Origin of the sequence: Marseilla massiliensis (assembly GCF_023336985.1) — a bacterium.
Taxonomy (GTDB): Bacteria; Bacteroidota; Bacteroidia; order Bacteroidales; family Bacteroidaceae; genus Prevotella; species Prevotella intestinigallinarum.
The window spans coordinates 157,984-182,155 of sequence record NZ_JAMBLP010000004.1 but is presented as its reverse complement, the minus strand read 5'-3'; the positions used below and the strand labels follow the sequence as shown (position 1 = coordinate 182,155).

The 24,172-nt window shown below is 56.5% G+C and carries 18 protein-coding genes, 1 tRNA gene and 1 pseudogene; 11 read left to right on the top strand and 9 right to left on the bottom strand.

Translation table 11 applies throughout. The features are described from left to right. Positions 1-40 precede the first annotated feature (40 nt). Complete coding sequence (gene araJ / locus M3089_RS04855; RefSeq protein WP_249082065.1) at positions 41-1,222, top strand: MFS transporter AraJ; 1,182 nt, start codon at positions 41-43, stop codon at positions 1,220-1,222. 25 nt (positions 1,223-1,247) lie between these two features. Here the strand turns inward: araJ and M3089_RS04850 are convergent. From M3089_RS04850 to M3089_RS04840, 3 genes and pseudogenes are all read right to left on the bottom strand, one after another. Continuing rightward, a pseudogene (locus M3089_RS04850) lies at positions 1,248-1,931 on the bottom strand (DUF6250 domain-containing protein); the annotation flags it as partial. A gap of 58 nt (positions 1,932-1,989) precedes the next feature. Then, a complete protein-coding gene (locus M3089_RS04845) occupies positions 1,990-3,840 on the bottom strand; it encodes a rhamnogalacturonan lyase (RefSeq protein WP_249082063.1) in 1,851 nt (616 codons plus the stop codon). Positions 3,841-3,962: 122 nt separating this feature from the next. Beyond that, positions 3,963-5,291: a rhamnogalacturonidase gene (locus M3089_RS04840; protein WP_249082062.1), complete on the bottom strand. Its 1,329-nt coding sequence runs from the start codon at positions 5,289-5,291 to the stop codon at positions 3,963-3,965. 940 nt (positions 5,292-6,231) lie between these two features. On the opposite strand from M3089_RS04840, the gene sppA reads away from it, so the two are divergent. The 4 genes from sppA to thiL are packed head-to-tail and all read left to right on the top strand — an operon-like array spanning position 6,232 to position 10,957. Then, positions 6,232-8,007, top strand: coding sequence for a signal peptide peptidase SppA (gene sppA, locus M3089_RS04835; RefSeq protein WP_249082060.1), 1,776 nt, complete (start codon positions 6,232-6,234; stop codon positions 8,005-8,007). Beyond that, a complete protein-coding gene (lpxK, locus tag M3089_RS04830) occupies positions 8,008-9,180 on the top strand; it encodes a tetraacyldisaccharide 4'-kinase (protein WP_249082058.1) in 1,173 nt (390 codons plus the stop codon). It begins immediately after the preceding gene. Then, positions 9,065-9,874 carry a purine-nucleoside phosphorylase gene (locus M3089_RS04825; RefSeq protein WP_249082056.1) on the top strand — a complete coding sequence of 270 codons (810 nt, stop codon included), beginning with the start codon at positions 9,065-9,067 and terminating at the stop codon, positions 9,872-9,874. Before lpxK ends, M3089_RS04825 begins: the two co-directional genes overlap by 116 nt. Positions 9,875-9,889: 15 nt before the next feature. Next, on the top strand, positions 9,890-10,957 hold the full coding sequence (gene thiL / locus M3089_RS04820) for a thiamine-phosphate kinase (RefSeq protein ID WP_205108927.1): 1,068 nt from the start codon (positions 9,890-9,892) through the stop codon (positions 10,955-10,957). Between the two features lie 296 nt (positions 10,958-11,253). On the opposite strand, the gene M3089_RS04815 is transcribed toward thiL, so the two are convergent. Next, positions 11,254-11,574: a DMT family transporter gene (locus M3089_RS04815; protein ID WP_249082054.1), complete on the bottom strand. Its 321-nt coding sequence runs from the start codon at positions 11,572-11,574 to the stop codon at positions 11,254-11,256. 394 nt (positions 11,575-11,968) lie between these two features. Between M3089_RS04815 and M3089_RS04810 the strand changes: the two genes are divergently transcribed. Next, on the top strand, positions 11,969-12,532 hold the full coding sequence (locus M3089_RS04810) for a Crp/Fnr family transcriptional regulator (RefSeq protein WP_249082052.1): 564 nt from the start codon (positions 11,969-11,971) through the stop codon (positions 12,530-12,532). Between the two features lie 282 nt (positions 12,533-12,814). Here the strand turns inward: M3089_RS04810 and M3089_RS04805 are convergent, their stop codons facing one another. Both M3089_RS04805 and M3089_RS04800 read right to left on the bottom strand, forming a co-directional pair. Beyond that, positions 12,815-13,333, bottom strand: a complete 519-nt coding sequence (locus M3089_RS04805; protein ID WP_249082050.1) for a hypothetical protein — start codon at positions 13,331-13,333, stop codon at positions 12,815-12,817. Positions 13,334-13,935: 602 nt separating this feature from the next. Then, a complete protein-coding gene (locus M3089_RS04800; RefSeq protein WP_249082046.1) occupies positions 13,936-15,330 on the bottom strand; it encodes a hypothetical protein in 1,395 nt (464 codons plus the stop codon). A gap of 769 nt (positions 15,331-16,099) precedes the next feature. Between M3089_RS04800 and M3089_RS04795 the strand changes: the two genes are divergently transcribed. Beyond that, positions 16,100-16,172: transfer RNA gene (locus tag M3089_RS04795), tRNA-Phe, on the top strand. 346 nt (positions 16,173-16,518) lie between these two features. Here M3089_RS04795 and M3089_RS04790 read toward each other — a convergent pair. Next, positions 16,519-18,903 (bottom strand): TonB-dependent receptor, encoded by a 2,385-nt coding sequence (locus tag M3089_RS04790; RefSeq protein ID WP_249082200.1) that lies wholly within the window; start codon positions 18,901-18,903, stop codon positions 16,519-16,521. Between the two features lie 342 nt (positions 18,904-19,245). Here M3089_RS04790 and M3089_RS04785 point away from each other — a divergent pair, with 342 nt between their 5' ends. After that, positions 19,246-19,749 carry a GNAT family N-acetyltransferase gene (locus tag M3089_RS04785; protein ID WP_249082042.1) on the top strand — a complete coding sequence of 168 codons (504 nt, stop codon included), beginning with the start codon at positions 19,246-19,248 and terminating at the stop codon, positions 19,747-19,749. Positions 19,750-19,826: 77 nt separating this feature from the next. On the opposite strand, the gene M3089_RS04780 is transcribed toward M3089_RS04785, so the two are convergent. After that, positions 19,827-20,291, bottom strand: coding sequence for a GNAT family N-acetyltransferase (locus tag M3089_RS04780; protein WP_249082040.1), 465 nt, complete (start codon positions 20,289-20,291; stop codon positions 19,827-19,829). A 428-nt stretch (positions 20,292-20,719) separates the two neighbouring features. Continuing rightward, positions 20,720-21,034, bottom strand: coding sequence for a hypothetical protein (locus tag M3089_RS04775; RefSeq protein ID WP_249082038.1), 315 nt, complete (start codon positions 21,032-21,034; stop codon positions 20,720-20,722). A gap of 207 nt (positions 21,035-21,241) precedes the next feature. Here M3089_RS04775 and M3089_RS04770 point away from each other — a divergent pair, with 207 nt between their 5' ends. Genes M3089_RS04770 through M3089_RS04760 form a run of 3 tightly spaced genes read left to right on the top strand, consistent with a single transcriptional unit; the run spans position 21,242 to position 23,597 of the window. After that, a complete protein-coding gene (locus tag M3089_RS04770) occupies positions 21,242-22,351 on the top strand; it encodes a hypothetical protein (protein ID WP_249082036.1) in 1,110 nt (369 codons plus the stop codon). A 59-nt stretch (positions 22,352-22,410) separates the two neighbouring features. Then, positions 22,411-22,977, top strand: coding sequence for a GNAT family N-acetyltransferase (locus tag M3089_RS04765; protein WP_249082034.1), 567 nt, complete (start codon positions 22,411-22,413; stop codon positions 22,975-22,977). Next, positions 22,974-23,597, top strand: coding sequence for a CatA-like O-acetyltransferase, family 2 (locus M3089_RS04760; RefSeq protein WP_249082032.1), 624 nt, complete (start codon positions 22,974-22,976; stop codon positions 23,595-23,597). The genes M3089_RS04765 and M3089_RS04760 overlap by 4 nt, the downstream gene beginning before the upstream one ends. Positions 23,598-24,172: the final 575 nt, after the last annotated feature.

Genomic DNA, 24,172 nt, shown 5'->3' with positions numbered 1-24,172 from the left:
CCGCGTCACCGCCGGGACGGATGTGGCAAACATAAAAATCATGAAAAAAGGACTCATAGCACTGGCCTTCGGCACCTTAGCCCTGGGCATGACGGAATTTGTAATGATGGGCATCCTGCCCGATATAGCGCGCGGACTGGGCATAACAATCATCCAGGCAGGCCACCTTATCTCGGCTTACGCCATCGGAGTGTGCTGCGGCGCCCCGCTGCTGACGGTGGCCCACAAGTACAGTCCGAAGCGCATACTGCTCGTACTGGCCGCCATGATGCTGCTGGGAGCGGTGCTCTGCGCCGTCTCGCCAACCTACGGGATGATGCTTGCCGCCCGTTTCATAGCCGGATTGCCCCACGGGGCCTACTTCGGCGTGGCCTCGATAGCGGCCATCAGGCTGGCCGACGAGCGCCACAAGACGGGCGCCGTGTCGATAATGGTGGCCGGGATGACCATTGCCAACCTGTTTGGCGTGCCGCTGAGCACGGCCCTGAGCGGCAACATATCGTGGCGGGTGCCGTTTGTGCTGGTGGCATTGCTCAGCCTGCTCGTGCTGTATTACATCTGGAAATGGGTGCCCCACATCGACCCTCTGCCCGACAACGGGTACAAGGGGCAGTTCCGCTTCCTGCGCAGCAGCGCCCCTTGGCTCATCCTCGCAGCCACGATGCTTGGCAACGGGGGCATATTCTGCTGGTACAGCTACGTCACTCCGCTAATGACAACCGAAGGCGGCTTCCCGCCGGAAACGATGTCGCTGCTGATGGTGGCTGCCGGTTTCGGCATGGTGGTGGGCAACCTGACGAGCGGACGGCTGTCTGACCGCTACTCGCCAGGGCGCGTGGCGGCGTGCACCCAGGCCGTGGTAGTGGCTGCCCTGCTGCTCATCTTCGCCCTGGCACAATACGGATGGCTCACGGCGGGGCTCATGGTGGTGTGCACGGCCGGGCTCTTCGCGGTGAGCAGCCCGCTGCAATTCCTCATACTGAAGCATGCCCCGGGAGGCGAGATGCTTGGCGGGGCGGCCATACAGGTGGCCTTCAACCTCGGCAATGCGCTCGGGGCATTCTGCGGCGGACTGCCCATGGACCACGGACTGCCCTACCGGTATGCCGCCCTGGTGGGCGCGCCGGTGGTGCTGCTGGGCTACATCGCGATGGCAATATTCATACATCGCCACGAAAACAGGCCGCAGGCGGCTGCCGCAAGCGCCAGCCAGGGGGCATGAGGGGCTAAGGCCGATGGCTCTCGGTGTACCTGAAATTGGCCATGCGCGTGCGCGACAGCGTTGTGCGGAAGCCAAACCAGCCCTCGCGCAACGGCTGCGGGTCGGCATAGTCTACCAGCAGTTGCCCGTCGATGTAATACCTGACGCGGCCGCCATGGGCCTCGAGCCTCACGTGATACCAGTGGTTGGGGCGCAGCAGGTGGGCCGTGTCGGTGTACTCTTTGAGTATGGCCGGACGGGCAGCCTTGTCGGTCACCCCTGCCTCGTTGCCGTCGTAACGGCGGAAGCGGGTAGTCCTGTTGTGGTTGCCGCCGTATCCCACGTAGTAGAGCTGCAGCGTATAGCACCGCGCAAAGATGCCTCTGCGCCACCCGGCACGCGCCGAGATGTCGGCGGGCTGCTTGGGGTCGGACGCCATCCAGAAGCAATTCAGGTCGCTGAGCCGGTCGGTTGCGCGCTCAACCACCACGCAGGCGTCATACTCAATGGTCACGTCGCCGCTCATCTTTGCCTTTCGCCACAACGTAAGGCCCTTTGGGGCGACAATCTCTATGGTGTCGCCGGAAAACGAAACCTTGCTGTCCGGCGACTCCGACTCTACCATCCAATACTTTTCAAACTCGCCGGGTGTAAGCCCGGACACGCTGTCTTGCCCGGCATGCAGCATGCAAGCCGGCAACAGCATCATCAGGATTGAAATCAGTCTCATGTTGTTTTAAGCATTAATCAGGGCTTTCCAAAAAAACATGCCGGGCCCAGCGGCACCGTCACTTCAACTCAAAGCTAAGGTGAGGGGGCTGGTTGTAGCCCACATTCTGCCATGCCACAGACAGCCGGTACTGGCGGTCGGTCATGAGCGAAGGGCGCCGGCTGTAGGCAGGTATGGCCGTGCTGTATATGCGGAGCTCCTTTTGGTCGGCCGAGGGCCACACCACCTCCTCGCGCCAGTCGCCCAGTATGTCGGCCGAAAGGCACGGATTGCCCTTTGACCCGTTTATCCATACACAACCGTCGGCCTCAAGCAGCGGGCGCACCCGCTCCTGCTGCCAGTCCCACTTGCTGATGGTGGTGCGGTCGAGCAGCTCAGACAGCGGGTCGGCATCCCAATAGATGATGAAGCTGCAGGGCCCCGGCTTGCTACGGCTGATGGCCTGTCCGGTGTCGCCGCGGCGCAAACCGCCCACCGAGCACCAGCATTCGGCACCGGGATAGCGCGGGTCTATGTCGGCTGCCACGCCACGGCCGGCGTCGAGTCCGGCCCCGTCTTGCCAGATAACCCGGCCCGTCGCCCCGTCGAACATGGCCACGGCGGGGGTCTGAAGATAAGCCACGCGCCTGCCTTCGTTCTCATGCACGCCAAACACCTGAAGCCCGCTGCGGCCTGCAACGAGCCTGCCCACATGCATGGCGTCGCCATGGCGCAGCCCCGTAGAGTAGAGACCGGTGCCGTCATTGTCGACCGTCATGGCCCCGACGCACACCTCATCGCAGCCGTCGCCGTCGAAGTCGGCCACCGACAGATTGTGGTTGCCCATGCCGGAGAAGCGTTGCAGCCCCGGCACGGAGCTGTCGAACGTCCACAGGCTGCGCAGCGAGTCGCCATCGAAAGTCCATGCCGCCACCACCGTTCGCCCGTACCAGCCGCGCACCATCACCGGCGAGGGGCGCTTGCCGTCAAGGAACGCCACGCAGGCCGTGAACCTGTCGGAGCGCCCCCCGGTGCTGTCGTTGCCCCCGTTGCCGCCAATCCCGCCCCAGCCATCGAGCGGATAGCGCGTAGGTATGTATGCCGCTGTCGACAGCGCGCGCCCTGTGAGCCCCTCGAACACCGTGAGGTACTCAGGCCCTCGCACAATCTTGCCGTATGTCGGGCTTTGTTCGTCGTGCGTGCGCCAGTCGGCCAGCGGGTCGCCGATGGCCCTGCCGGTGCCGTCGACGGTGCCGTCGGCAGTCTTGCAGCACAGTTCGGCGCGCCCGTCGCCGTCGAAATCAAACACGAGGAAGTTGGTTGTGCACTCGCCCGAGCGTATGTTCACGCCGAGGTCTATGCGCCACAGCCGCCTGCCGTCGAGCTTGTAAGCGTCGAGGATGGTGTTTCCGGTGAATCCCCGCTGGGGCGGACGCTTTGAGTTTGAGGGGCTCCACTTCAGCACTATCTCATATTCGCCGTCGCCGTCAAGGTCGCCCACGCTGCAGTCGTTGGCCGAATAGGTGTAGCTCTCGCCTGCCACCGTTCCGCCCCGTGGCCTGGATATGGGCACACTGATGTAGGGCCGGGGCTGCTCGCCGGCGCCGACAGCCCACTCGGCCAGTGTACGTCCGCCGCTCACCAGGCGCCAGCGGGCAGGGCCGCATGCCCCTGCCGAAGAGTCGGCAAAACACGATGAGGCGACAATGGGCTCACTGTTGAGCCTCACCTCGCGCCCGCCGGCACTCCTGTATACGTCGAACGCCATCGTGTCGGGGTCGGTGGGGAGCATGCGCCAGCTCAGGAACATGGCCGACCCCGACCATATACCAACCATGCCACGGCCGAGCCGTTCGCCAAGATACGGCTGCGCCACAGCCCGGACGGCAGCGGCAGCCATCAACAAAGCAATCAACAAAAGTCTCATCATAGTCATACCATTTTGCGAGCCACAGGCCCTTGGCCTCCCGCCATCATGCAAGCAAGCGTACGCAAGGCAACAGCCGGCCAAACGTACGCTTGCCACAACATGCGCGGGCGGGCGCATCAGAATCACTTTACCTCCTCTCCGTTGACCTTGAGCCCATCGACCACGCAGTTCTCTATGAGCGTCTTGTCAAACGCCTTCTTCTGGTCGGTGATGTCACAGTCCTCAAACGTGAAGTCCTTCAGGCGGTACTTGTCCGACTTGCCCACGTCGAAGAAGTTCTTGCAATCCATCTTTATGTTCCTTATCGTGATGTTGTTGCATGTAGACAGGGGCATGTCGTCGCGCTTCTCGGGCTTGAAGAACTGTGTCCAGGGGCGCACAACGAGGAAGCTCGAGCAGTTTCCGGTCAGGTCTTCCACCGTCACATACTCGTAATGCTGGGGCGTATCGGGCCTCATCTTGAGCCACAGCACACGGTTGGCATCGGTAATCTTGCAGCGGCGGAGTATCACGTTGCGGTCGTGCAGCGACTCGCTTCCAAGCGTAAGGCAGCCATGCACCTTGCCGTAAGTGCAGTCTTCGATGATTATGTTCGAGCACGGGCCGTTGTCGGGGTCTTTGTCTGCCCACGTGCCCTTGCCGCCCTTGAGCACCACCGCGTCGTCGTTTACGCTCATGTAGCAGCCGCGTATGAGCACGTTCTTGCACACATCGAGGTCGATGGCGTCGCTGCTCGGGGCCTTTATGCCGCTTGTCGGCGCATAGATATGGCAGTCGAGATAGCGAATGTTCTCGCTTTTGTACAGATGGTTGGTCCAGAACGGGCTGTTGATGAGGTGAACGTCCTGCACGGTGACGTTCTTCGCGTTTGATATGTAGACCAGCCTTGGGCGCATGGCCTCAAGGTTTGTGCACTGGCGGTTGTACTGCCGGCGAATCCAGAACTCCTCCCAGTAGTTCCGTCCGTTGCCGTTTATCGTGCCATGCCCGGCTATTGTAAACCCGTCGACACCGTCGGCATTGACCAATGCGGCAAAATAATTGAGCGTCTGCCCCTCCATCCGGGTCTTCACGAGCTTGAAGTTGCGTATGCGGTCGCTGCCTTTCAGGGTGGCGCCGGAGCGAAGATAGAGGTGGGTTCCCTGCTTGAAGAAGAGCGAACCGCTCAGGAACGTGCCCTGCGGAATCACTATCACACCGCCACCCGAGGCGGCTGCCTTGTCGATGACGGCCTGTATCTGCTCTGTCTGGATGATGGTCGAATCGGGCTTCACCCCATAGTCGGTGATGACATACTGCTTTCCGAGCTTGGCCACGTCGACCTTGGTGGTGTCGCTGAACCATTCCGGTATCGGCGTACCGTCGGGAAAGAGCTGCACTGCCTTCTTCTTGGCGTTCGACGCAACGCACGCAAGCGCCAACGTCATTGTCATTGCGAGTCTGAATTTCATAACTGTTGTTTATTAGTTGTTGATTAGTTTCCTTGCACCGGTGCCACTGCCACCCTGCCGGCGGCCCTCACCACGCAACCAGCCGGACTGTGGCTTATGCGCCACAAAGTTAATAATTAATCGCGACTTAAACAAAAAAAGAAGCGAACTTCACAGCCCGCTTCCTACTTTACCATAAAAAATTACTAACTAAAACTATATTATTAACTATTCTGAAAACATGATCAGTGTTGTTTTGTCGGTGCAAAGATACAACACTTTCTCCAATCTGCATACATACAACGGCAGAAAATCGCTTGATTTTGTACATTTATCAATTTTTTTAGGGATTTTCTATACATTTCGGCGAGGTTTAAACCACATTTCAATACGGCAGACACCACAAAGCACGGTCGAACGGGTTGCGCCCCGGCAAGGGCGGCACCAACGGCCGCGACAGCCCCGCCCCGGCGCCATCTTTCCACGGCAGCAGGCCTACGGATGTAAGAACTTATCGCCAAAGCTTCGGCAGCACGCAACCATCTGGGCCACAGCGCGTTGCAATTAAGCCCGTTTGACATCGCAAAACGGGCCGTACGGGAGGGTAAAACGGGCCGTCCTGAAGGGCAAGACGGGCCGTACCGGCAAACGAAACATGGCGGAATGGCGTGGGAAAGCCCCGGTGTAAACAAAAAATACCGGCCGCCACGTTCCGCCTGCCGCTGCCTGTGGCCGCGCCGACACATTGGCACGACAGGCCGGCCTACAAGTAACAAAAAACAGGAAACAGCATATTTTCATGCATTTATTACACGAAACGAAGGAAAATTTGCTATCTTTGCAAAAGTTATGCTGCTCAGACGCCAACCCACCCAACCGCCCCCGGGATAACTCTTGCGGGCGGGGAACGGACCTCAATGCACGCTATGATTTTCTAACTGTATAAAAACAACGATTGATTATGAAGGACTTTCTGAAGTACACCCTTGCCACTGTGACCGGCATAATAGCAGTCTCGGCTGTAATGATGTTCCTCGGCATCATATCGCTCATAGGCATGCTGGCCTCTGAGCAGAGCAAGCCGAAGGTAAAAGACAACTCCGTTTTCGTCTTGTCGCTCTCCGGCGCCATGCAGGAGCGCTCCGAAGACGACGTGTTCAGCCAGATAACGGGCAACGCCCCGGCTGTGGTGGGGCTGGAGGATGTGCTCAACTCCATACGCAAGGCCAAGGACGACGACAACATAAAGGGCATATACATCGAGGCGGGCATGTTCGTTCCCGACTCGCCGGCATCGACGCAAGCCATACGCAAGCAGCTGGCCGACTTCAAGGAAAGCGGCAAATGGATAGTGGCATACGCCGACGCATACACGCAGTCTACCTACTATATATGCTCGGTGGCCGACAAGGTGCTGCTCAACCCGCAGGGCGTGGTCGACTGGCGGGGCCTGGCCGCGCAGCCGATATTCCTCAAAGACCTCATGGCCAAGTTCGGGGTGAAGATGCAGCTGGCCAAGGTGGGCAAGTACAAAAGCGCCCCCGAGATGTTCACGGCCGACAAGATGAGCGGCCCCAACCGCGAGCAGGTGGCCGCATACATCAACGGCATCTGGGACACCATGCTCACCGACGTGGCACAAAGCCGCAAGCTGAGCAAGCAACGGCTTGACGCCTATGCCGACAGCATGGTCACGCTGGCTGCCGCCGAGGAGCTGGTGAAGATGAAGATGGTTGACAAGCTGGTATACGCAAGCGACGTCAAGGGCGAGATAAAGCGCCTGCTCGGCATCGACGCCGACCGGAAGATAAACCAGCTGACGCTGGCCGACATGAAAAACCTGCCCGGAGCCGACAATGGCAAGGGCGGCGAAGTGGCCGTATACTACGCCTACGGCGATGTGGTGGACACCAACCCCGGGGGCATCAACACCGAGGCATGCATAGCAGGCGACAAGGTTTGCAGCGACCTGGAGGAGCTGGCCGACGACGATGACGTAAAGGCCGTGGTGCTGAGAGTAAACTCGGGGGGCGGCAGCGCGTACGCCTCGGAGCAAATATGGCACGCCGTGACGAAGCTAAGGGAACGCAAGCCCGTGGTGGTGTCGATGGGCGGCATGGCCGCTTCGGGTGGCTACTACCTCAGCTGCGCCGCCAACTACATATACGCCGAGCCCACCACGCTGACCGGCTCGATAGGCATCTTCGGCATGTTCCCCGACTTCAGCGGGCTGCTCACCGACAAGCTGGGCATCAAGTTCGACGAGGTAACGACCAACAAGCACAGTGCCTTCGGCACCATGGCGCGCCCGTTCAATGCCGAGGAAATGGCTTACCTCAACGCATACATAGACCGCGGCTACCGGCTCTTCATCAAGCGAGTGGCCGAAGGCCGCAAGATGAGCACCGCCAACGTTGACAGCATAGCGCAGGGAAGGGTGTGGCTCGGTTCAGACGCCCTGAAGGCCAAGCTCGTCGACGGGCTCGGAGGGATTGACGACGCCGTGGCCAAAGCTGCCGAACTGGCCAAGCTGACCGACTACAACACTGCCGCCTACCCTGCACAACCCACATGGATGGAGCAGATAATGGCCGTTTCGTCGGCCAACGGCAACTATCTCGACGAGCAACTGCGCCAGACCCTGGGCGAATACTACGCCCCGTTCAAACTGATAAAAGACATCAACAGGCACAACGCGATACAGGCCCGGATGCCATACATGATAACAATAAAGTAAATGGAAGGCGACTTCATCAGGATAAACAAATGGCTGCTGCCGCTGAGCTGGCTCTACGGACTGGCCGTAAGGGTGCGCAACGCGCTCTTCGACCTGGGTGTGCTCAAGTCGGAAAGCTTCGACGTGCCAGTCATCTCGGTAGGCAACATAACCGTGGGAGGCACCGGCAAGACGCCACACGTGGAATACCTGATAGACCTGCTGCGCCATAAGTGCCGCGTGGCAGTGCTCAGCAGGGGCTACAAACGGAAGACAAGGGGCTATGTGGTGGCCGACAGCACGGCGACAGCAAGCACCATCGGCGACGAGCCTTACCAGATGAAGCACAAGTTTCCCGACGTCACCGTGGCCGTAGACCGCGACCGGCGCCACGGCATACGCCGCCTGACAGAAGACAAGTCGGCCGACGGCATCGACGTGGTGCTGCTCGACGACGCCTTCCAGCACCGGTATGTCAAGCCGGGCATCAACATCCTGCTCGTCGACTACCACCGCCTGATCATCTACGACAAGCTGTTGCCGGCCGGCAGGTTGCGCGAACAGCTGTCTGGCAAGAACAGGGCCGACATCGTGATCATCACGAAATGCCCGGCCGACCTGAAGCCGATGGAGTTCAGGGTGATAACAAAGGCCATGGACCTGTACCCATACCAGCACCTGTACTTCACCAGGCTCGACTACGGCGACCTGCACCCGCTGGCCGGAGGGCGCCCCTTGGGCATAGAGACATTGAGGAAACAGAAGCACATAGTGCTGCTGACGGGCATCGCATCGCCCAAGCAAATGATGCTCGACCTGGCGCCGCTGTGCCCCGACATACGCCCGCTGACGTTTGCCGACCACCACAACTTCACCGCCGAAGACGCCAACCGGATAAACCGCACCTTCGAGGCCACACCCGCACCGAGGCTCATCGTAACGACGGAAAAGGACGCGGCAAGGCTGGCCGGGCTGAAAGAGCTGACCGACGAGGTGAGAAAGGCCATATATGTGCTGCCGGTTCACATCAGGTTCATGCTCGAACAAGAAGACAATTTCAACGAAAACATAATAGGATATGTACGCAAAAATTCAAGAAACAGCATCCTGGCTAAAGCAAAGGATGACAACAAGCCCAAAGACAGCGATAATACTGGGCACCGGACTGGGACAATTAGCTTCAGAAATAACTGACTCTTACGAGTTCAACTACAAGGACATACCCAACTTCCCCGTATCTACAGTAGAGGGACATGCCGGGAAACTCATCTTCGGAAAGCTCGGAGGGAAAGACATCATGGCCATGGAGGGGCGCTTCCATTACTACGAAGGCTACTCGATGAAGGAGGTTACGTTCCCCATCAGGGTGATGTATGAGCTCGGCATCAGCACGCTGTTCGTGAGCAACGCCTCGGGCGGCATGAACCCGGAGTTCAAGATAGGCGACCTGATGATAATCACCGACCACATAAACTTCTTCCCCGAGCACCCGCTCAGGGGCAAGAACTTCCCCACCGGGCCCAGATTCCCCGACATGCACGAGACATACGACAAGGCTCTCATAGCCGAAGCCGACGCCATTGCGACCGAAAAGGGCATACGGGTGGTTCACGGAGTGTATGTAGGAGTGCAGGGCCCGACGTTCGAGACGCCCGCGGAGTATAAGATGTACCACCGGCTCGGCGGCGACGCCGTGGGCATGAGCACCGTGCCCGAGGTCATCGTTGCCCACCACTGCGGCATCCGTACCTTTGGCATAAGCATCATCACCGACCTCGGACTCGAAGACACGCCGGTAGAGGTGAGCCACGAAGAGGTGCAGGAAGCGGCCAACAAGGCTCAGCCGCTCATGACCGAGATTATGCGCGAGATGATAAACAGGGCTTGAGGGGAGGCACAGAGGATGACCGAAATTGCCAAGCTTGGTGAGTTTGGGCTTATCCGCCACCTCACCGAAGGCATCAAGCCGAAGAACGCATCGACACTGCGCGGCGTCGGCGACGACTGCGCGGTGATGCACTACCCCGACAAGGAGGTGCTCGTAACGACCGACCTGCTGATGGAGGGGGTGCATTTTGACCTCACATACACCGACCTGCGCCACCTGGGATACAAGGCCGCACAGGTGAACATCAGCGACGTGTTTGCCATGAACGGCACACCGAGGCAGCTCACGGTGAGCCTGGCGCTAAGCAAGAGGTTTACCGTGGAAGACATGGACGAGCTGTATGCCGGACTGAGAGCAGCCTGCGACCGCTGGGGAGTGGACATAGTGGGTGGCGACACCACGTCGTCGTTCACCGGACTGGCCATAAGCATAACGTGCATCGGCGAGGCCGACGCGGCCGACATCGTCTACCGCGACGGGGCAAGAGACACCGACCTGGTGTGCGTATCGGGCGACCTCGGGGCCGCGTACATGGGACTGCAACTGCTCGAACGCGAGAAATCGGTGTACTACCAGCAGGTGGACGAGGCCAAGAAGCGAGGCGACAAGCGGGCCCTGGAGCAGCTGGCACACTTCCAGCCCGACTTTGCCGGCCGCGAATACCTGCTGCAGCGGCAGCTCGAAGGCATGGCCCGAGGCGACATCATTGCCCGCCTGCGCGAGGCGGGGGTGCGCCCCACGGCCATGATGGACATAAGCGACGGGCTGTCGAGCGAGCTCACCCACATCTGCACACAGAGCCATGTGGGGTGCCGGATTTACGAGAAGAACCTGCCGATAGACTACCAGACGGCTGTGATGGCCGAGGAACTGAACATGAACGTGACCACATGCGCCCTGAACGGGGGCGAAGACTACGAACTGCTGTTCACCGTACCAATAGGCGACCACGAGAAGATTGAGGCCATGGACGACGTGAAGCTCATCGGCCACATCACGAAAGAGAGTCTCGGCCGGGTGCTCGTCTCACGCGACGGCAACGAGTTTGACCTGAAAGCGCAGGGCTGGAACCCACTCAAATGAACACCGGCCGGGCGGCAGTGCCATAAAGGCAGGCCGCCCGGCCCTTTCGTTTTCAAGCCGCCACAGCCTCGCACACGGTTGCCATATTTGCAATGTTTTTTCACCGTCAGGCGCCTGAGTGGCAACCGCCTGACTGGCAACATGTTGCAACATGGGCCGTTTGGCATGGCAAAACAGCCCGTATCAGCAGTCAAAACGGGCCATGCCAGACTGCCAAACGGGCCAAATGGCAATGCCGGACAAGGGCACACGGCCGGTTGCCCGGACATTGTAAGAAAATGTTACCTGCCGTGACGTCAGCTCATCTTCAACCCGACAACCGACCCAATGAGGGTGACGATGAAGAAAATGCGCGCCGCCGAAACGGGCTCGTGAAGGAAGGCTATGCCGAGAACTACCGTACCGACCGCACCAATGCCTGTCCAAACGGGATAGGCCGTGCCAATGGGCAGCGTGTGGACAGCCTTGGCCAGAAGCAGCATGCTCATGACAAGGCTTACGATGAAGCCGGCTCCCCACATATAATACTCAATGCCCGCCTGCCCCTTCATCTTGCCGAGACAGAAGGCAAAGGCCGACTCAAAAAGACCGGCCACGATAAGAATAATCCAACTCATTTGTCTTGCTATTTTTTACCAATGCTTGTTTTCGGCTGCAAAGGTAATGAAAAATGCCGTCGCGACACTTTACATTTGATAAGAAGCTGCCTGCGGAGCATCCGGGCTACCTACCCTGCCTGCCACTATGCCATCTTGCTTTGCTACACCGCGCGCCATGTCACGCAAAAAACGGTCAGGCAGGCATTGGAAAAAGACAAAAGCCGGATGCTCATACAACAAGACCATGCTTCAGGGAAACGGGATCCAGACAAACGAAAACAGAGCCGACCACGCCTGCCCGGCACACACCACAGCTTAAACCTCACCAAAGGCGGGCAGCAAGGACGGCCGCAACACGCCACAACCAGACAACACCGCAACCGAAGGAAACGACAAACGACAAACTGAGACAATGGACAAGAGCGACATCATAAACGCCATCCACCCGCTGCCTGCCGACTCGATGGAGCGCATGGCGGCCTGCATGGAAGAAGTGGCATACGCCAAAGGCACGCGAATACTGCGCGCGGGCAAGACCGAGCGCAATGTGTTTTTCATCAAGAAGGGCATAGTGAGGGCCTTTGTGAGCACACAAGGCCGCGAGATAACTTTCTGGCTCGGCGCCGAGGGCACACCGGTGGTGTCGATGAAAAGCTACGTCAGCGGGCTGCCGGGCTACGAGAGCGTTGAGTGCATCGAAGACACGGTGCTCTACGTGCTGCGCCATGCCACGCTGACATCCCTGTTTGCCGACGACGTCAACATTGCCAACTGGGGACGGCGGTTTGCCGAAAAGGAGATGCTGCGCACCGAAGAAAGGCTCATTCCGCAACTGTTTACCACTGCGGCCGAGCGCTACCGCTCACTTATGGCCAACCACCCGGAACTGCTGCGCCGCGTTCCGCTGGAGCACCTGGCTTCTTATCTCGGCGTAACGCCGGTGAGCCTGAGCCGCATCAGGGCGTCACTGAAATGAAGCGGCTGCACCGTCACCACGCCCCCTTACCGCAAGCGTAGGCCCGTAAGCAAAAAGAGCCAACCCCAATTTAAGCCAGGGCTTACGCCAACAAGCATGTGTGCAGCACGCATACGCACGTCAATGCGATGGAAAAGCATGGCCTGCGATGACCAAGAAGCCAATAAAAGCAATGCGCCATCGGCGACACCATGTCACCGATGGCAGCAGAGGCTGAACCTGCAACAAGGCAATTGCCTTACAGGCCGGGTAGGCTCAGGGCAAACAACGCCCTATGCCATCTTATCGCAACGTTATCGAGAGATAGAGGGCATTCAGGTTTCGTATGCCATCCGTACGGGAGTCTACATTGCGATAACCGATTGTGAAGTACGGAATGCGCTTATGGCGTTTATTATAAAAAAGGAGACCAGCGTCGTATAGGTTGTATTCAAGGTCGCATCGCCCACCCAAGCTGTGGGCATAGCGCACACGCAGCTCAACGACAAAGTCTTTTTTGAATAAATACCTGTCGTGGTTGGCCTGGAACAGACGGTAACCCAAGCTGCCGCCAATGCCGTGGGAAGTAAGGTAGCGCTTCTCGCCTTCAGGATGGTACAACCCGAGGAAAAACACGTAAGACGCCCCAACAGTAAGCCGCCCTACGGGGTTTACAGTGATACCTGAAAAGAAAAACCACGGTGTAAGGTTGTGTTGGGGATAAGTGAACGATGCCTCTACCTCACTTTCCCACCTGTCATACACTCTATAATACCATTTAGTCAACTTGTCATAATGCACGGTTCCGGTCGAATCAACCATCGATGAATCTGGTGCCAACCCTTCGCCAAAGACAAAGACCGGCATACATAGCATCAAAAATAAAAATATCTGTTTCATGACTACATACTTATATCGTTATATTTCTATAAATAGACCTCTTAATAATAAAGTAAACAAATAGGCAGTTTCACAAACATGGACAGCGGATATTCACCTTGCCTTTATCCAAAACCCCGACTTTGAATGTTAAATATATAACAGGCCGACTAACAGTGCGGCCGGCCTTATGCCATGCCACCTTTTCAACCATGGGCAATTCGGCGGTGAACAAAGTGAAACTACGGTTAAAGCCCCAACCGACCGAAGGCAACTTGCCACCCAAACTGCATGTTTGCCTTACAGAATCGGCATACGTCAAAACATCCGTGGCTTGGTTGCACGTAGGCGTAAAGCCAATGAAGCGATGGGAAATATACATTAAGCGGTTGCTCATAAACTAAACCTTTTGTTAAACATAGTTGGTGGCGTCGATGCAAAAATATATTATTGCCGCTACACCGGCGAAAAATCTTGTTCACAAAAAGTTCACTTTTGCCTTCAAACGTTCACATGCGGCTCAGCAATCTGTATAGTAACCTCATTTACAACGACTTAATCAAATCATCAAAATCAGAAGCGGTGCCGTCACGTCCGGTAAGTTTCTTATACAATCGCTTGCGCGCCAGCGAAACAGCATTTGCCGCACGACAAATAAGTATACCTATTTCCTTGTTTGAGAACCCCATTTTTACCAGCAGGCAAATGCGGTATTCATGCTCACTGATGTTATGGGCACTGCATAAAGCCTCCTTAAACCCAACCAGTATACACCCGAGTTCTTCTTCTGCCTGCAACCATTCGGCTTGTGACAAAGGCTTTGACACTGCCACACGGCTCTTGGCCAAGGCAAACGCTTCGGAGCCGACAAGCCGGGAGTCGCGTACGTTTCTCATTACTGCCTCACTGCTACTTGCCTCCTTTGACGCCTGCAATCGGCCTTTATGTTGGGCCACCTCTGCCTCAAGCTCTTCACGTATGCAAGCGGACTCGTGCAATTTCTGCATCAAATGCCTAATTTCAGCTGAGGCTTCAATCATCTTATCACCGCTTTGAACAATGAAATCTGTTTCTTTATTTTGCAATTTGGCAATCCCTAAGCCATGCTTTTGCCGCATGGCCCCGTATCTGGCATTGGCAAAAAAAAGAAACAACGTCACAACACCCTGCAACGAAGAAACGTCAAGCAAAACCACACGACTGTCGTGGAGGTCGGCTTTCAGTAATGAAATCTCATCATCCACCACCCAACGCTCAGTTGTTGGCAATGCATCGGACATATCAAGACAGCTTTCAAGCATATCTACAGAATCGGAAGACAAGACATAAGAATCAATATATTTGGCGGCACTGCCATGTTGGTCGCTCATGCCTGAAATCTTGACCAAGGCATTTGCAGCATACCGGCGTGCGTAGGCAGAGTTGCTCTGCATCAACTGCTTGCATAAAACGCGGGCAGAGTCAATCCTGCCTGTATGCACGCAGATGTCCATGGCCGTTGCGCATACAGCATCGCGGTCGCCGTAATCAGCCAAACGCAAGGGGTATTGAACATAGCGCCAAGCCTGATTGTAATCACCACTATCACACAGCAACAGGCTCAGCCGATGGTAAGCATCATACCGCAAGCCCAATTTTGCTTTCTCACCCAAAGCCACAGCCCGATAAAGACAACTTACGCCATCATCAAACCTGCCTTCCCTCTGGTAAGACATAGACATATACAGCAAAGAATGCACCATGGCCGTGGTGTCTCTCCGGGCCGAATCGGTTTGGTAAGACAAACAATAATACCGGGCTGCCATATTGCAATCAGACTGAAGCATCATCAACCTTCCAATCTGAGAATACGCATTGCTCTTCAGCCCAAAGTCTCTGTCATCGACTATCTCTTCGGCTGCCTTGCGATAAAATGCAACTGCACGCTTTATATCATCCATGTCCCGGCAAATGCTCCCGACATAGTAATACGCCCTGGAAAGCAGACTGTAAACACCCTTTCCGGCCATGTTGCAAATAAACCCACATAATCCAGCCGCCACCCCATGGCCAAGTTTAGACACGCCGGCATTCTTGCCAACCGACAATCCTTGTAAAATGAACTCGGGAACTGAAGATACATGTAGCATGTCATGAACAGGACTAACATCAGACGCCCACCCCCGGGATAGCCTACGGCAAGAACGTAGCTCGTAACAGGCCCACGGGGAGACTTTCCCGAGACACACGATAGTGCCGAAAAAGCCAAACGAACCATATAAATATAATGCAAAAGATTGCTTCGGACATCTAACATAACTCATTCGTAAAAGTAACACTAAACAAACGATCCACCAAGAAAGATGGCAAGAAACATCCGCCCACCATTGCAATTACCCCCATATCAACCATTGCAGGTACAATTTTGCCCAATCAGCGATCATGCTGCAAGATGCCTGTTTCTACATTCATATAGCCTTCACTGAGCCTAAAAGCCGCCCGAAGGCATCCGTTATGCAACATAGCCTCAAGCTAAGGCCGATTCCAATCAGGCAATGCCGCTGTACAATCAGCCCAAAGAGAGTGTGGAACAGTTTTGGAATTAAACGATCGACAGAGGCAAAACGGGCTGCAAACATTTAAAAGAAGTTAACCGAATGAAATTCTTTTAGCAATTCTTGCGGGTCTCGGAAATTATGACTACCTTTGCACCCGCAAACGAAAAACAATGGTGCCATAGCTCAGTTGGTAGAGCAAAGGACTGAAAATCCTTGTGTCCCCGGTTCGATTCCTGGTGGTACCACTCCTCCTTTCATTAGCCCTGTTCGCGCAAGCGGCAGGGTTTTATTTTTTCATAGATGCCATTGAGCATCATACAAACAGCACTAATAGAATTACCCCCCGCCGCAATCAGCACGTCATCGTAGCTGATGGGTGAAGCGACTGTGGCCGCGCCAATGGCAAATTCGCGCGTAACACCATGGCGGACGCAGCCCGCCACCCCTACAACGCATCGAGACATAAACGGCAGAAAGCAAAAAAAACGCCACCCACAAAGGCAACACAGCCCACAGGCTGCGGGCTATGGGCACCCCCGGACATGTAATGACAGAGAGACACAAACACCGGCGGACAGATTCGGGCGCCCGTCAGAACTCAACTGTTAGGCCGATGGTAGGCAGCAGTGTGCCGCTCTCCTGCGGCAGATACTTCATGCGGTAGCGTTGCTCAGCTACCGGTGCACCTGGGTTTTCAACAATCCCCGTGCTCATAAGCACGTCGGGCTGGCGCAACACACTCTTGGTAACATTCTGCAAATCGACATATATGCCGAGCCGCCAACTGCGGAAGTAGTAGTTCTTGTCGACCCTGACGTCCAGCTGGCAGAACGCATCGAGGCGCCCGGTGTTGTAGCGCGAATAGTCAAGATAGGGCCTGCCTTGCGCATCCCAAGCCTCAACCAGCGAAGACTTATCGACATCATACGGCGTGAACGGGCCACCGCCAATGGCACTCAGCTTTGCACCAACGCTCCAGTTGCGCGGCAACTCGTAGGTACCGCTAACGTTGGCGATGAAACGGTTGTCCCATGCCGACGCCACATACGCCCCACCCTTGCTTCCATCACGAAACTCGCTGCGATACAGCGTGACAGAAGCCACCGACACAAATCGGCCCGGCTTCTGCCAGCGCAACGACGCCTCAAGCCCGAAAGCCCTGCCTTCGGCCGTAGACGTGAGCAGTTCGTTGCCAACAATGCCGTAATCGTTGCCTTTGCACGACAACGGAATGCCGTCGGCAACCGACAGCGGCAAGCGCGAATACTGCTTGTAAAACCCCTCAAGCGAAACCACCATGGCTTGTGAAACATTCCACTCTGCCCCGACGTTGGCATTGGCCACGCGCATATACCGCAACCCCTTGTTGGCATAGCTGCCGTCGGAGGCTTTGTAGCCGAGCGCAGTGTAAGGCGGCAACTGGTGGTATAGGCCCACTGCCGCATTGAGCGCCACCGACGGAACGAAACGCCACGACACCGACAGCGTTGGCGACACATTGTCCCAAACGCGGGCCATGGGCAACGAATAGCCGCATCCGTCGAAACGCAAACCGGCCGAAGCCGTCAGCCGTTCGTCGCTGCTCTTGTAGCGGGCGGAGGCATACGCCCCCCAGCCGACCATCCCAATGGCAGCCGACTGGCTGCGGTCTGTCCGCCCGCCGGCGGCATAAAGCCGCTGAAAGGAATTGTCGTCATACCGCGCATAATAGACGTCGGCCCCCTCGGCCACAGTCCAACGTTCGCCGTACGTGCGGTTTTCGGCCCTGAGCGAAACCTTCCGCTCGTGCGAAGAGATGTCGAGCGTAAGGTTGTCGGGCGAAGAGTCGTCGTTGTCGCGATATTTAAGGTTGCTGTTATACAGATAGTTGTAGCCCAATGACACCGTGGTGACGTTGCGGCCCGAGTAATGCTTATACGCAGCCCCTACGGTAAACGTGTTCTGCTTGATGCGCGGCAGGTAGCTGAGCAGGTATTCCGCGTCCTCACCCTCTTCGTCGGTGTTCAGCTTCATGTCGTCTATGCCGGCCAGCCCGAGCACCGTCAGTTCGTCGTGCTCGGAAAACCGTGTCTTAACCTTGAACTGCCCGTCGATGAAATTGGGCAGAAACGGCAGGCCGATCATCTTGAACAGCAACTGCAGATACGACTGGCGGACGGAGAAGAGATAGGTGGTGCGCCGCCCCACATGCCCCGACGCGCTCAGCGACACCTCCGAAGCACCGAGGGTTGCCTTGAAATTGTTGCCCTCGGCATTGCCGTCGCGCAGCCTTATGTCGAGCACAGAGCTGAGCGCCCCGCCCTTGTCGGCAGGGAAAGCGCCGGTATAGAACAGCACTTCGCGTATGAAGTCGGCATTGAGTATGCTCACCGGGCCTCCCGTGGCCCCCTGCGTGGCAAAGTGATTGATGTTGGGTATCTCGATGCCGTCGAGGAAAAAGCGGTTCTCCGACGGCGAACCGCCGCGCACGATGAGGTCGTTGCGATAGCCGATGGGCGAAAACGACACACCGGGGTAAGAGCGGACAATGCGCGATATGTCGCGGTTGCCGCCCGGGCTCTTCTCTATCTCGCCCATGCCGATGAGATGAAGGCTCACAGGGCTTACCTTGTCTATGCGCAACGGCGTGGCACTGACGGTGACACCGGCCAGAACCGATGCGTCTTCCTCTAACTCAAGAACCACAGGCGGGAGGGTTGCAGAGACAAGAAACTCGTCGGACACAATGTCTTTATACCCCATGCAACTGGCAGAAAGGCGGTGCATGCCTGGCGTGACGCCACTGATGGCAAACACGCCAAGGCTGTCGGCCGAGGCACCATGGCCCGACTCGCCGTAGACCGAGACCACGGCGAACGGCACCGGCCTGCGCGAAAGCGCATCGACCACTCGGCCACGAACGGTGAATCCACCCTGCCGGGCAGTGCACGGCAAGGCGAAACATACAAGGAGCGCAACGACCGGAAGCATCGGCATCAAGCGTGCGACAAAGCCAGACCACACGCATTTGGCCTCATTTTCCCAAAAACCCAAATCCATCTTCTTATAGTACATCACTTATTTCTTGCCGTCCCGACCTGTGAAACGCCCAAAAACGCAAGGCACAATGGCCGGAACGGTGCAAAGGTAACAATTTTACAGTAGAATCGGGATAGTCAAACAAAGAATCAGCCCACGAGGCATCATTAAGCCCGAAGGGCACAACAAGGCGCCCACACAAAAGCCGCCACACACGAACCGACGCGCATTCACTTTTATTAACCGGCCATGAGCAGGGCATTATACATGGAATTGGTAACTTTGCCCGAAACAAAACAAATGGACAGACAAGGAGAACAGCAAAACGGCAACGCCACGGCAATGCACACAAAAGAAACAGACAAGGCCGAATGCACCGACGAACTGACAGGCAAACTGCTTGACATCTGGGAGGCTTCGCTGCGAACCACCCACCACTTTCTGGCCGAGACGGACATAGAGCACATAAGGCCGCAGGCAGAAACGGCACTGCGCACAATCGAGACGTTGGTTGTTGCGTATTGCGAAACCATGCCGGCAGGATTCATCGGCATACAGAATCGCAAGATTGAAGCGTTGTTTGTAGCCCCGCCTCACATAGGGAAAGGGCTCGGCAAGCAACTGATAAGCACTGCCACCGACAGGTATGGTGCCATCTACATTGACGTAAACGAACAAAACCGCACGGCCGAGGCCATTTACCGGCACCTCGGATTTGAAACATTCGGCCGCGATGAGACCGACGGCGAGGGCAACCCGTTTCCGATATTGCACATGAAACTGTGCGGCAAACTGCACAAATGAAGCATCCTGCGCCACATGGCACCATCTGCGCCACGGCGCGCATTGATGCCGGCATGCGGTTTCCAGCCCAGGTAACGTCAACAGTCGAGCGCGCGGCCGTACATGCGTATCAGGCCATCGCTGCCGGTTTCCTTCACCCACCCAATGAATTTCCAGCCATAGCGCTCATAAAACGAGTAGTGCTCGGTGACAAGATAAAGCGCCGCAAAGCCCACCCGCTTCATATCGCGGCACACGCGCTCCAACAGCAACCCGGCCAAGCCACGGCGCCGCCATTGCCGCTCTACATAAAGGGCGCAGACATTCGGGGCGAGGTCTGTGCGCTCATGAAAGTCGTTGTCTATCACGCCAACGCCGCCAACGATGTCGCCTCCGGCCAACACCACATACCATTGAGGCACACCAACAGACCCGCCAAGGCTCTCGTCGATGCTGTCAAGGTATTCGTCCTCGGGTATGTCCCATTTCCGATGAAACCATGCGGCGGCAGCCTTGCGCAACTCCGGCCGTTCGCTTATGCTGACAATACGGTAGTTTTCCATCTCGATTGCATTTTATAACATATAGTCCGACAACGCGCAAAAACAACAACGCTGACTACACAGCCATGCCCGCACCAGGAATTACGGATGCAGGCATTGCCTTGTCGGCACAGCACAAAGTTAATGATTTTCCGCGACAGCCACATGCCTAACGCCATTTATTTACTCAAAACCGGCCGCCGGAGGCCAAGCAGACTTAGCCATGTTGCCGTGCAGACCGGCATATTACTCAGCATAAGGCGTGGCTGGCCACTCCGAGGCAAAGCTGCCGGCAAGACGCCGCGGTGGGGATGGGGGCGCTTGGCAAGCACGGCACGAACATCTAACCAAGCATAAGGCGGCCCGACAGCCTATTGCGCTTTGTTTATTTTCGGCAATGTGACATTACTTGCAAATATGCAACTAAAAACAGCGTAAGCCACACTGATTTACCGCATGCGCCATTTCGCGCCATAAAACAGCCCATACCAGGCTGCAATACGGCTCGTTCGGCACCGCAAAACGGCACGTTTAGCAGCCTCATACAGCGCTTTTGGCAACTCGCTGTATGCCAGTCTGTTATCAAGCCCAACCGCTGGCGCCGCATTTAAACATAAAATGTTAACGGCAATGGACGGATGACGGATGCCGAAGGGCGCTTTCACACCGTTGCACAACAGGCTGCCATGCGCCTTTGCCGAAAGCGCGGCGAGGCACACCAACGCAAAGCCGCGGCACGGGTGCAGGCCGGATGACGGAATCATCTGGCAAGCATCATTTTAACCAGTCAACACAATCGCGGCTAAACACCGGCCCCATGGTGGCGAAGCAAGCACAGGCAAACGCATGAAAAACCGAAACGCAACTCAATAAAGACAGCACAAGCCCACAAATAAGCCCAAACTCTTGGCCAACCGCAAATTTGTTGTTATATTTGCAACATTATAATATAACCCTACAACACCAAACTTATGGAACACCATTGCCCCAAATGCGGACGAGAGCAACCGCACGACCAATTGTGCTATTTCTGCCGCGAGCAGGAAAGACTGGCAAAAGCCATCGCCCTGACGGATGAGGAAATGAAAGAAAAGGCGGACAACCTGAAACGGCACGTGAAAAGGCTCGACGCCTTCGAGGAGTCCGAGACGTATGACTTTGCTTCGCTTTTCTATGTGCACGGCCGGACAGACGAAGAACTGCAAAGGGCAGCCCTGAAAGCAGAAGTATACGGCCATAATGAAATATACTACCATGCCCCGGCCGACGTTCGCGACGAACTGATACGCCGGCTCATGGCCTCGACCAACAGCAACGAGGCCGGCCAACTGTTGGCGTGCGTGGCAATGCAAGGCGACGACGTTTCGCTAAAAGCGCTTGTCGAACTGGAAAACAACCCGCGCCCATGGCGCAAGGGCCTCTGTGTTGACCCGTCGGTGTATGCCTGGGACGGAGGCTTCACGTTCGACAAGCAAGGAAACAGGCTGGAGGTGGCCCACCCGGAGTGCTTCGCCATAGAAACAGGCAACCCCGACGAAGACCACGCCATACGCCTGGGGCAACCCCACGAGGGCCGCTGCCGCCACTGCGGATGCCAGCTGATGGACATCATCACCATCGACGGGCACGACCCGCGGCTGGCATTCCTTGGCTTGGACGGCAAGACAAGCATAAGCTGTTGCCCCAACTGCGTGCAATTCGCCTACCCCGTGGCCTATGCCAAGGCTGTGCCAAACGGCGAGAGCCACCCGATATTCCCATACAAAGGTGTGGAAGACGACGCGGAGAACTATTGGACAGACGAGATGAACGACGCGGCCCGGGCCAACAGGCTTGTGCTCAGCAAAGAACGCAAGCCTCCTTTCTACGGGCTTTTCTTCGACGACGGCAATACCGTGGGCGGATTCGGCAACTGGATTCAAGACTGCGAAGTGCCTACATGCCCTGAGTGCGGCCAACCGATGAAACTGATTGCCCAGATTGGATGGAGCACACTGTGCAACGACTTCATGGAAGGCACGCTCTACATATCTTACTGCAACAATTGCCACATGGCAGCCTTGCAACACCAGCAGACCTGAACAGCCGACCACAGGCACCGGACAAAACCGACACAACATTCAACACACGACAAAACAAAATGCAAACCAACGCACAACAACTGACTACACAGAGGCTCATATTGCGCCCATGGAACGATGGCGACGCCGAAGCCCTGTACAAATATGCTTCCGACCCGGCCATCGGCCCCATCGCAGGATGGGAGCCGCATGCGTCGGTGGAACACAGCCTGGAGATTATACGCACTGTGTTCGCGGCCCCCGAGACCTATGCCATGGTGCTTCGCGAAACCGGCGAGCCTGTTGGCAGCGCCGGCATAATGACTGCCGACAGCCGGCACTCTGCGCCGGCGGCCGGCAGCGAAGCCGAAATAGGCTACTGGATAGGCAAGCCCTACTGGGGCATGGGCCTCACACCCGAAGCCGTTAGTTGCCTCGTCAGCCGCTGCTTCACCACCCTCGGATGCGAAAGGGTGTGGTGCGTCCACTACGACGGCAACATGCAGTCGCGCAGGGTGATGGAGAAATGCGGCTTCCGCTTCCACCACTCCGAAACCGACAAGCCCACGCCGCTTGGCGACCGGCGCACCGAGCACATGTTCGTAATAACACGCAACGACTACAACAACCTTCACAAGGCGCAATGAAAGAGGTTGACCCAAAGCAGACCACCCGGGCCTTCGCATTTGAAATGTGGATGAAAGCGCCCATGCCAATGGTGACATTCATCAAGACGCTCGATGTGACAAGGCTCGTAAGGGCAAGCCGCAGGCACCACATGAAGTTCAACATGCTGATGTGCTGGTGCGTAGGCAAGGCGGCATCAGGCATCAGAGAGTTCTACATGCTGCCCGTAGGCGGCAGGCTCTACGCATACGACACCATAGCCGTAAACACCATTGTGGCCAACAGCGAGGGCGAAGTAAGCTCATGCGACATTCCTTTCACCGACGACCTGCAGCGCTTCGGCAGAGACTACACGCAACTGACTCAGCAAGTTGCCCGTACGTGCCAGAACCACGACTTGCAGGAAAGCATGGTGATTGGCACCTCGGCCCTCGCCCGATACGACATCGACGGGGCCGTGGGCATGTACAGCGGCGTTTTCAACAATCCGTTCATGATATGGGGCAGATACCGCAAACGACTCTTCAAGACAAAGCTCACGGTGTCTTTCCAGTTTCACCACACACAAATGGACGGGGCGCAAGCAGCGCGGTTTTTGGACAACCTGCAAAGAGAGATCGACCGTTTGCGGGTGGAATAAGTAGGTGTTCAAAATTAATTGCCATCAAATTGTGCGCTATTTCGGATATGCATGCCAAATTCCGAAGAGAGAGCGTAGCGGGCTACGCGACCGATGAGACTTTGGTCTGCGTCCCGAAAGAGCACACAAGATGGTGGCAAAGATATAGAGGACACCTGCAAGGTCTATTGTATCGGTTAATTTTGAACAGCTACTTAACGGATTAAGCATCACATTAGTGCCGTCAAGTTGCCCAGCGGCAAAGGGTCGTCAACGTGAGTTTGGCTTCCTTATTCGCGCCCGGAGTTGGCTGGCAACAGCTTTGGTGGGCAATGCCGGCCAACCATGTGAACGAGCGCAGCGTGTGTTAAATCCTGCAAACTCATTCAAACTTCCCCCATTGGGCAGCATGAGGACATTCATCAAAGAACTCATTGAAACTTTATTCGACTTCAGTCTGAGTGATGTTTTCGTGGCTGTTTCCTTGCCTGAAAGAGGAGTGTAGCGGGCTAAGCGGCGAACGACGGCAAAAGAACAAACCGAAAAGCCCCCCCGGAATGAAGCAAAAAAAGACCTTTCGGAAAAAGTTTAAACAG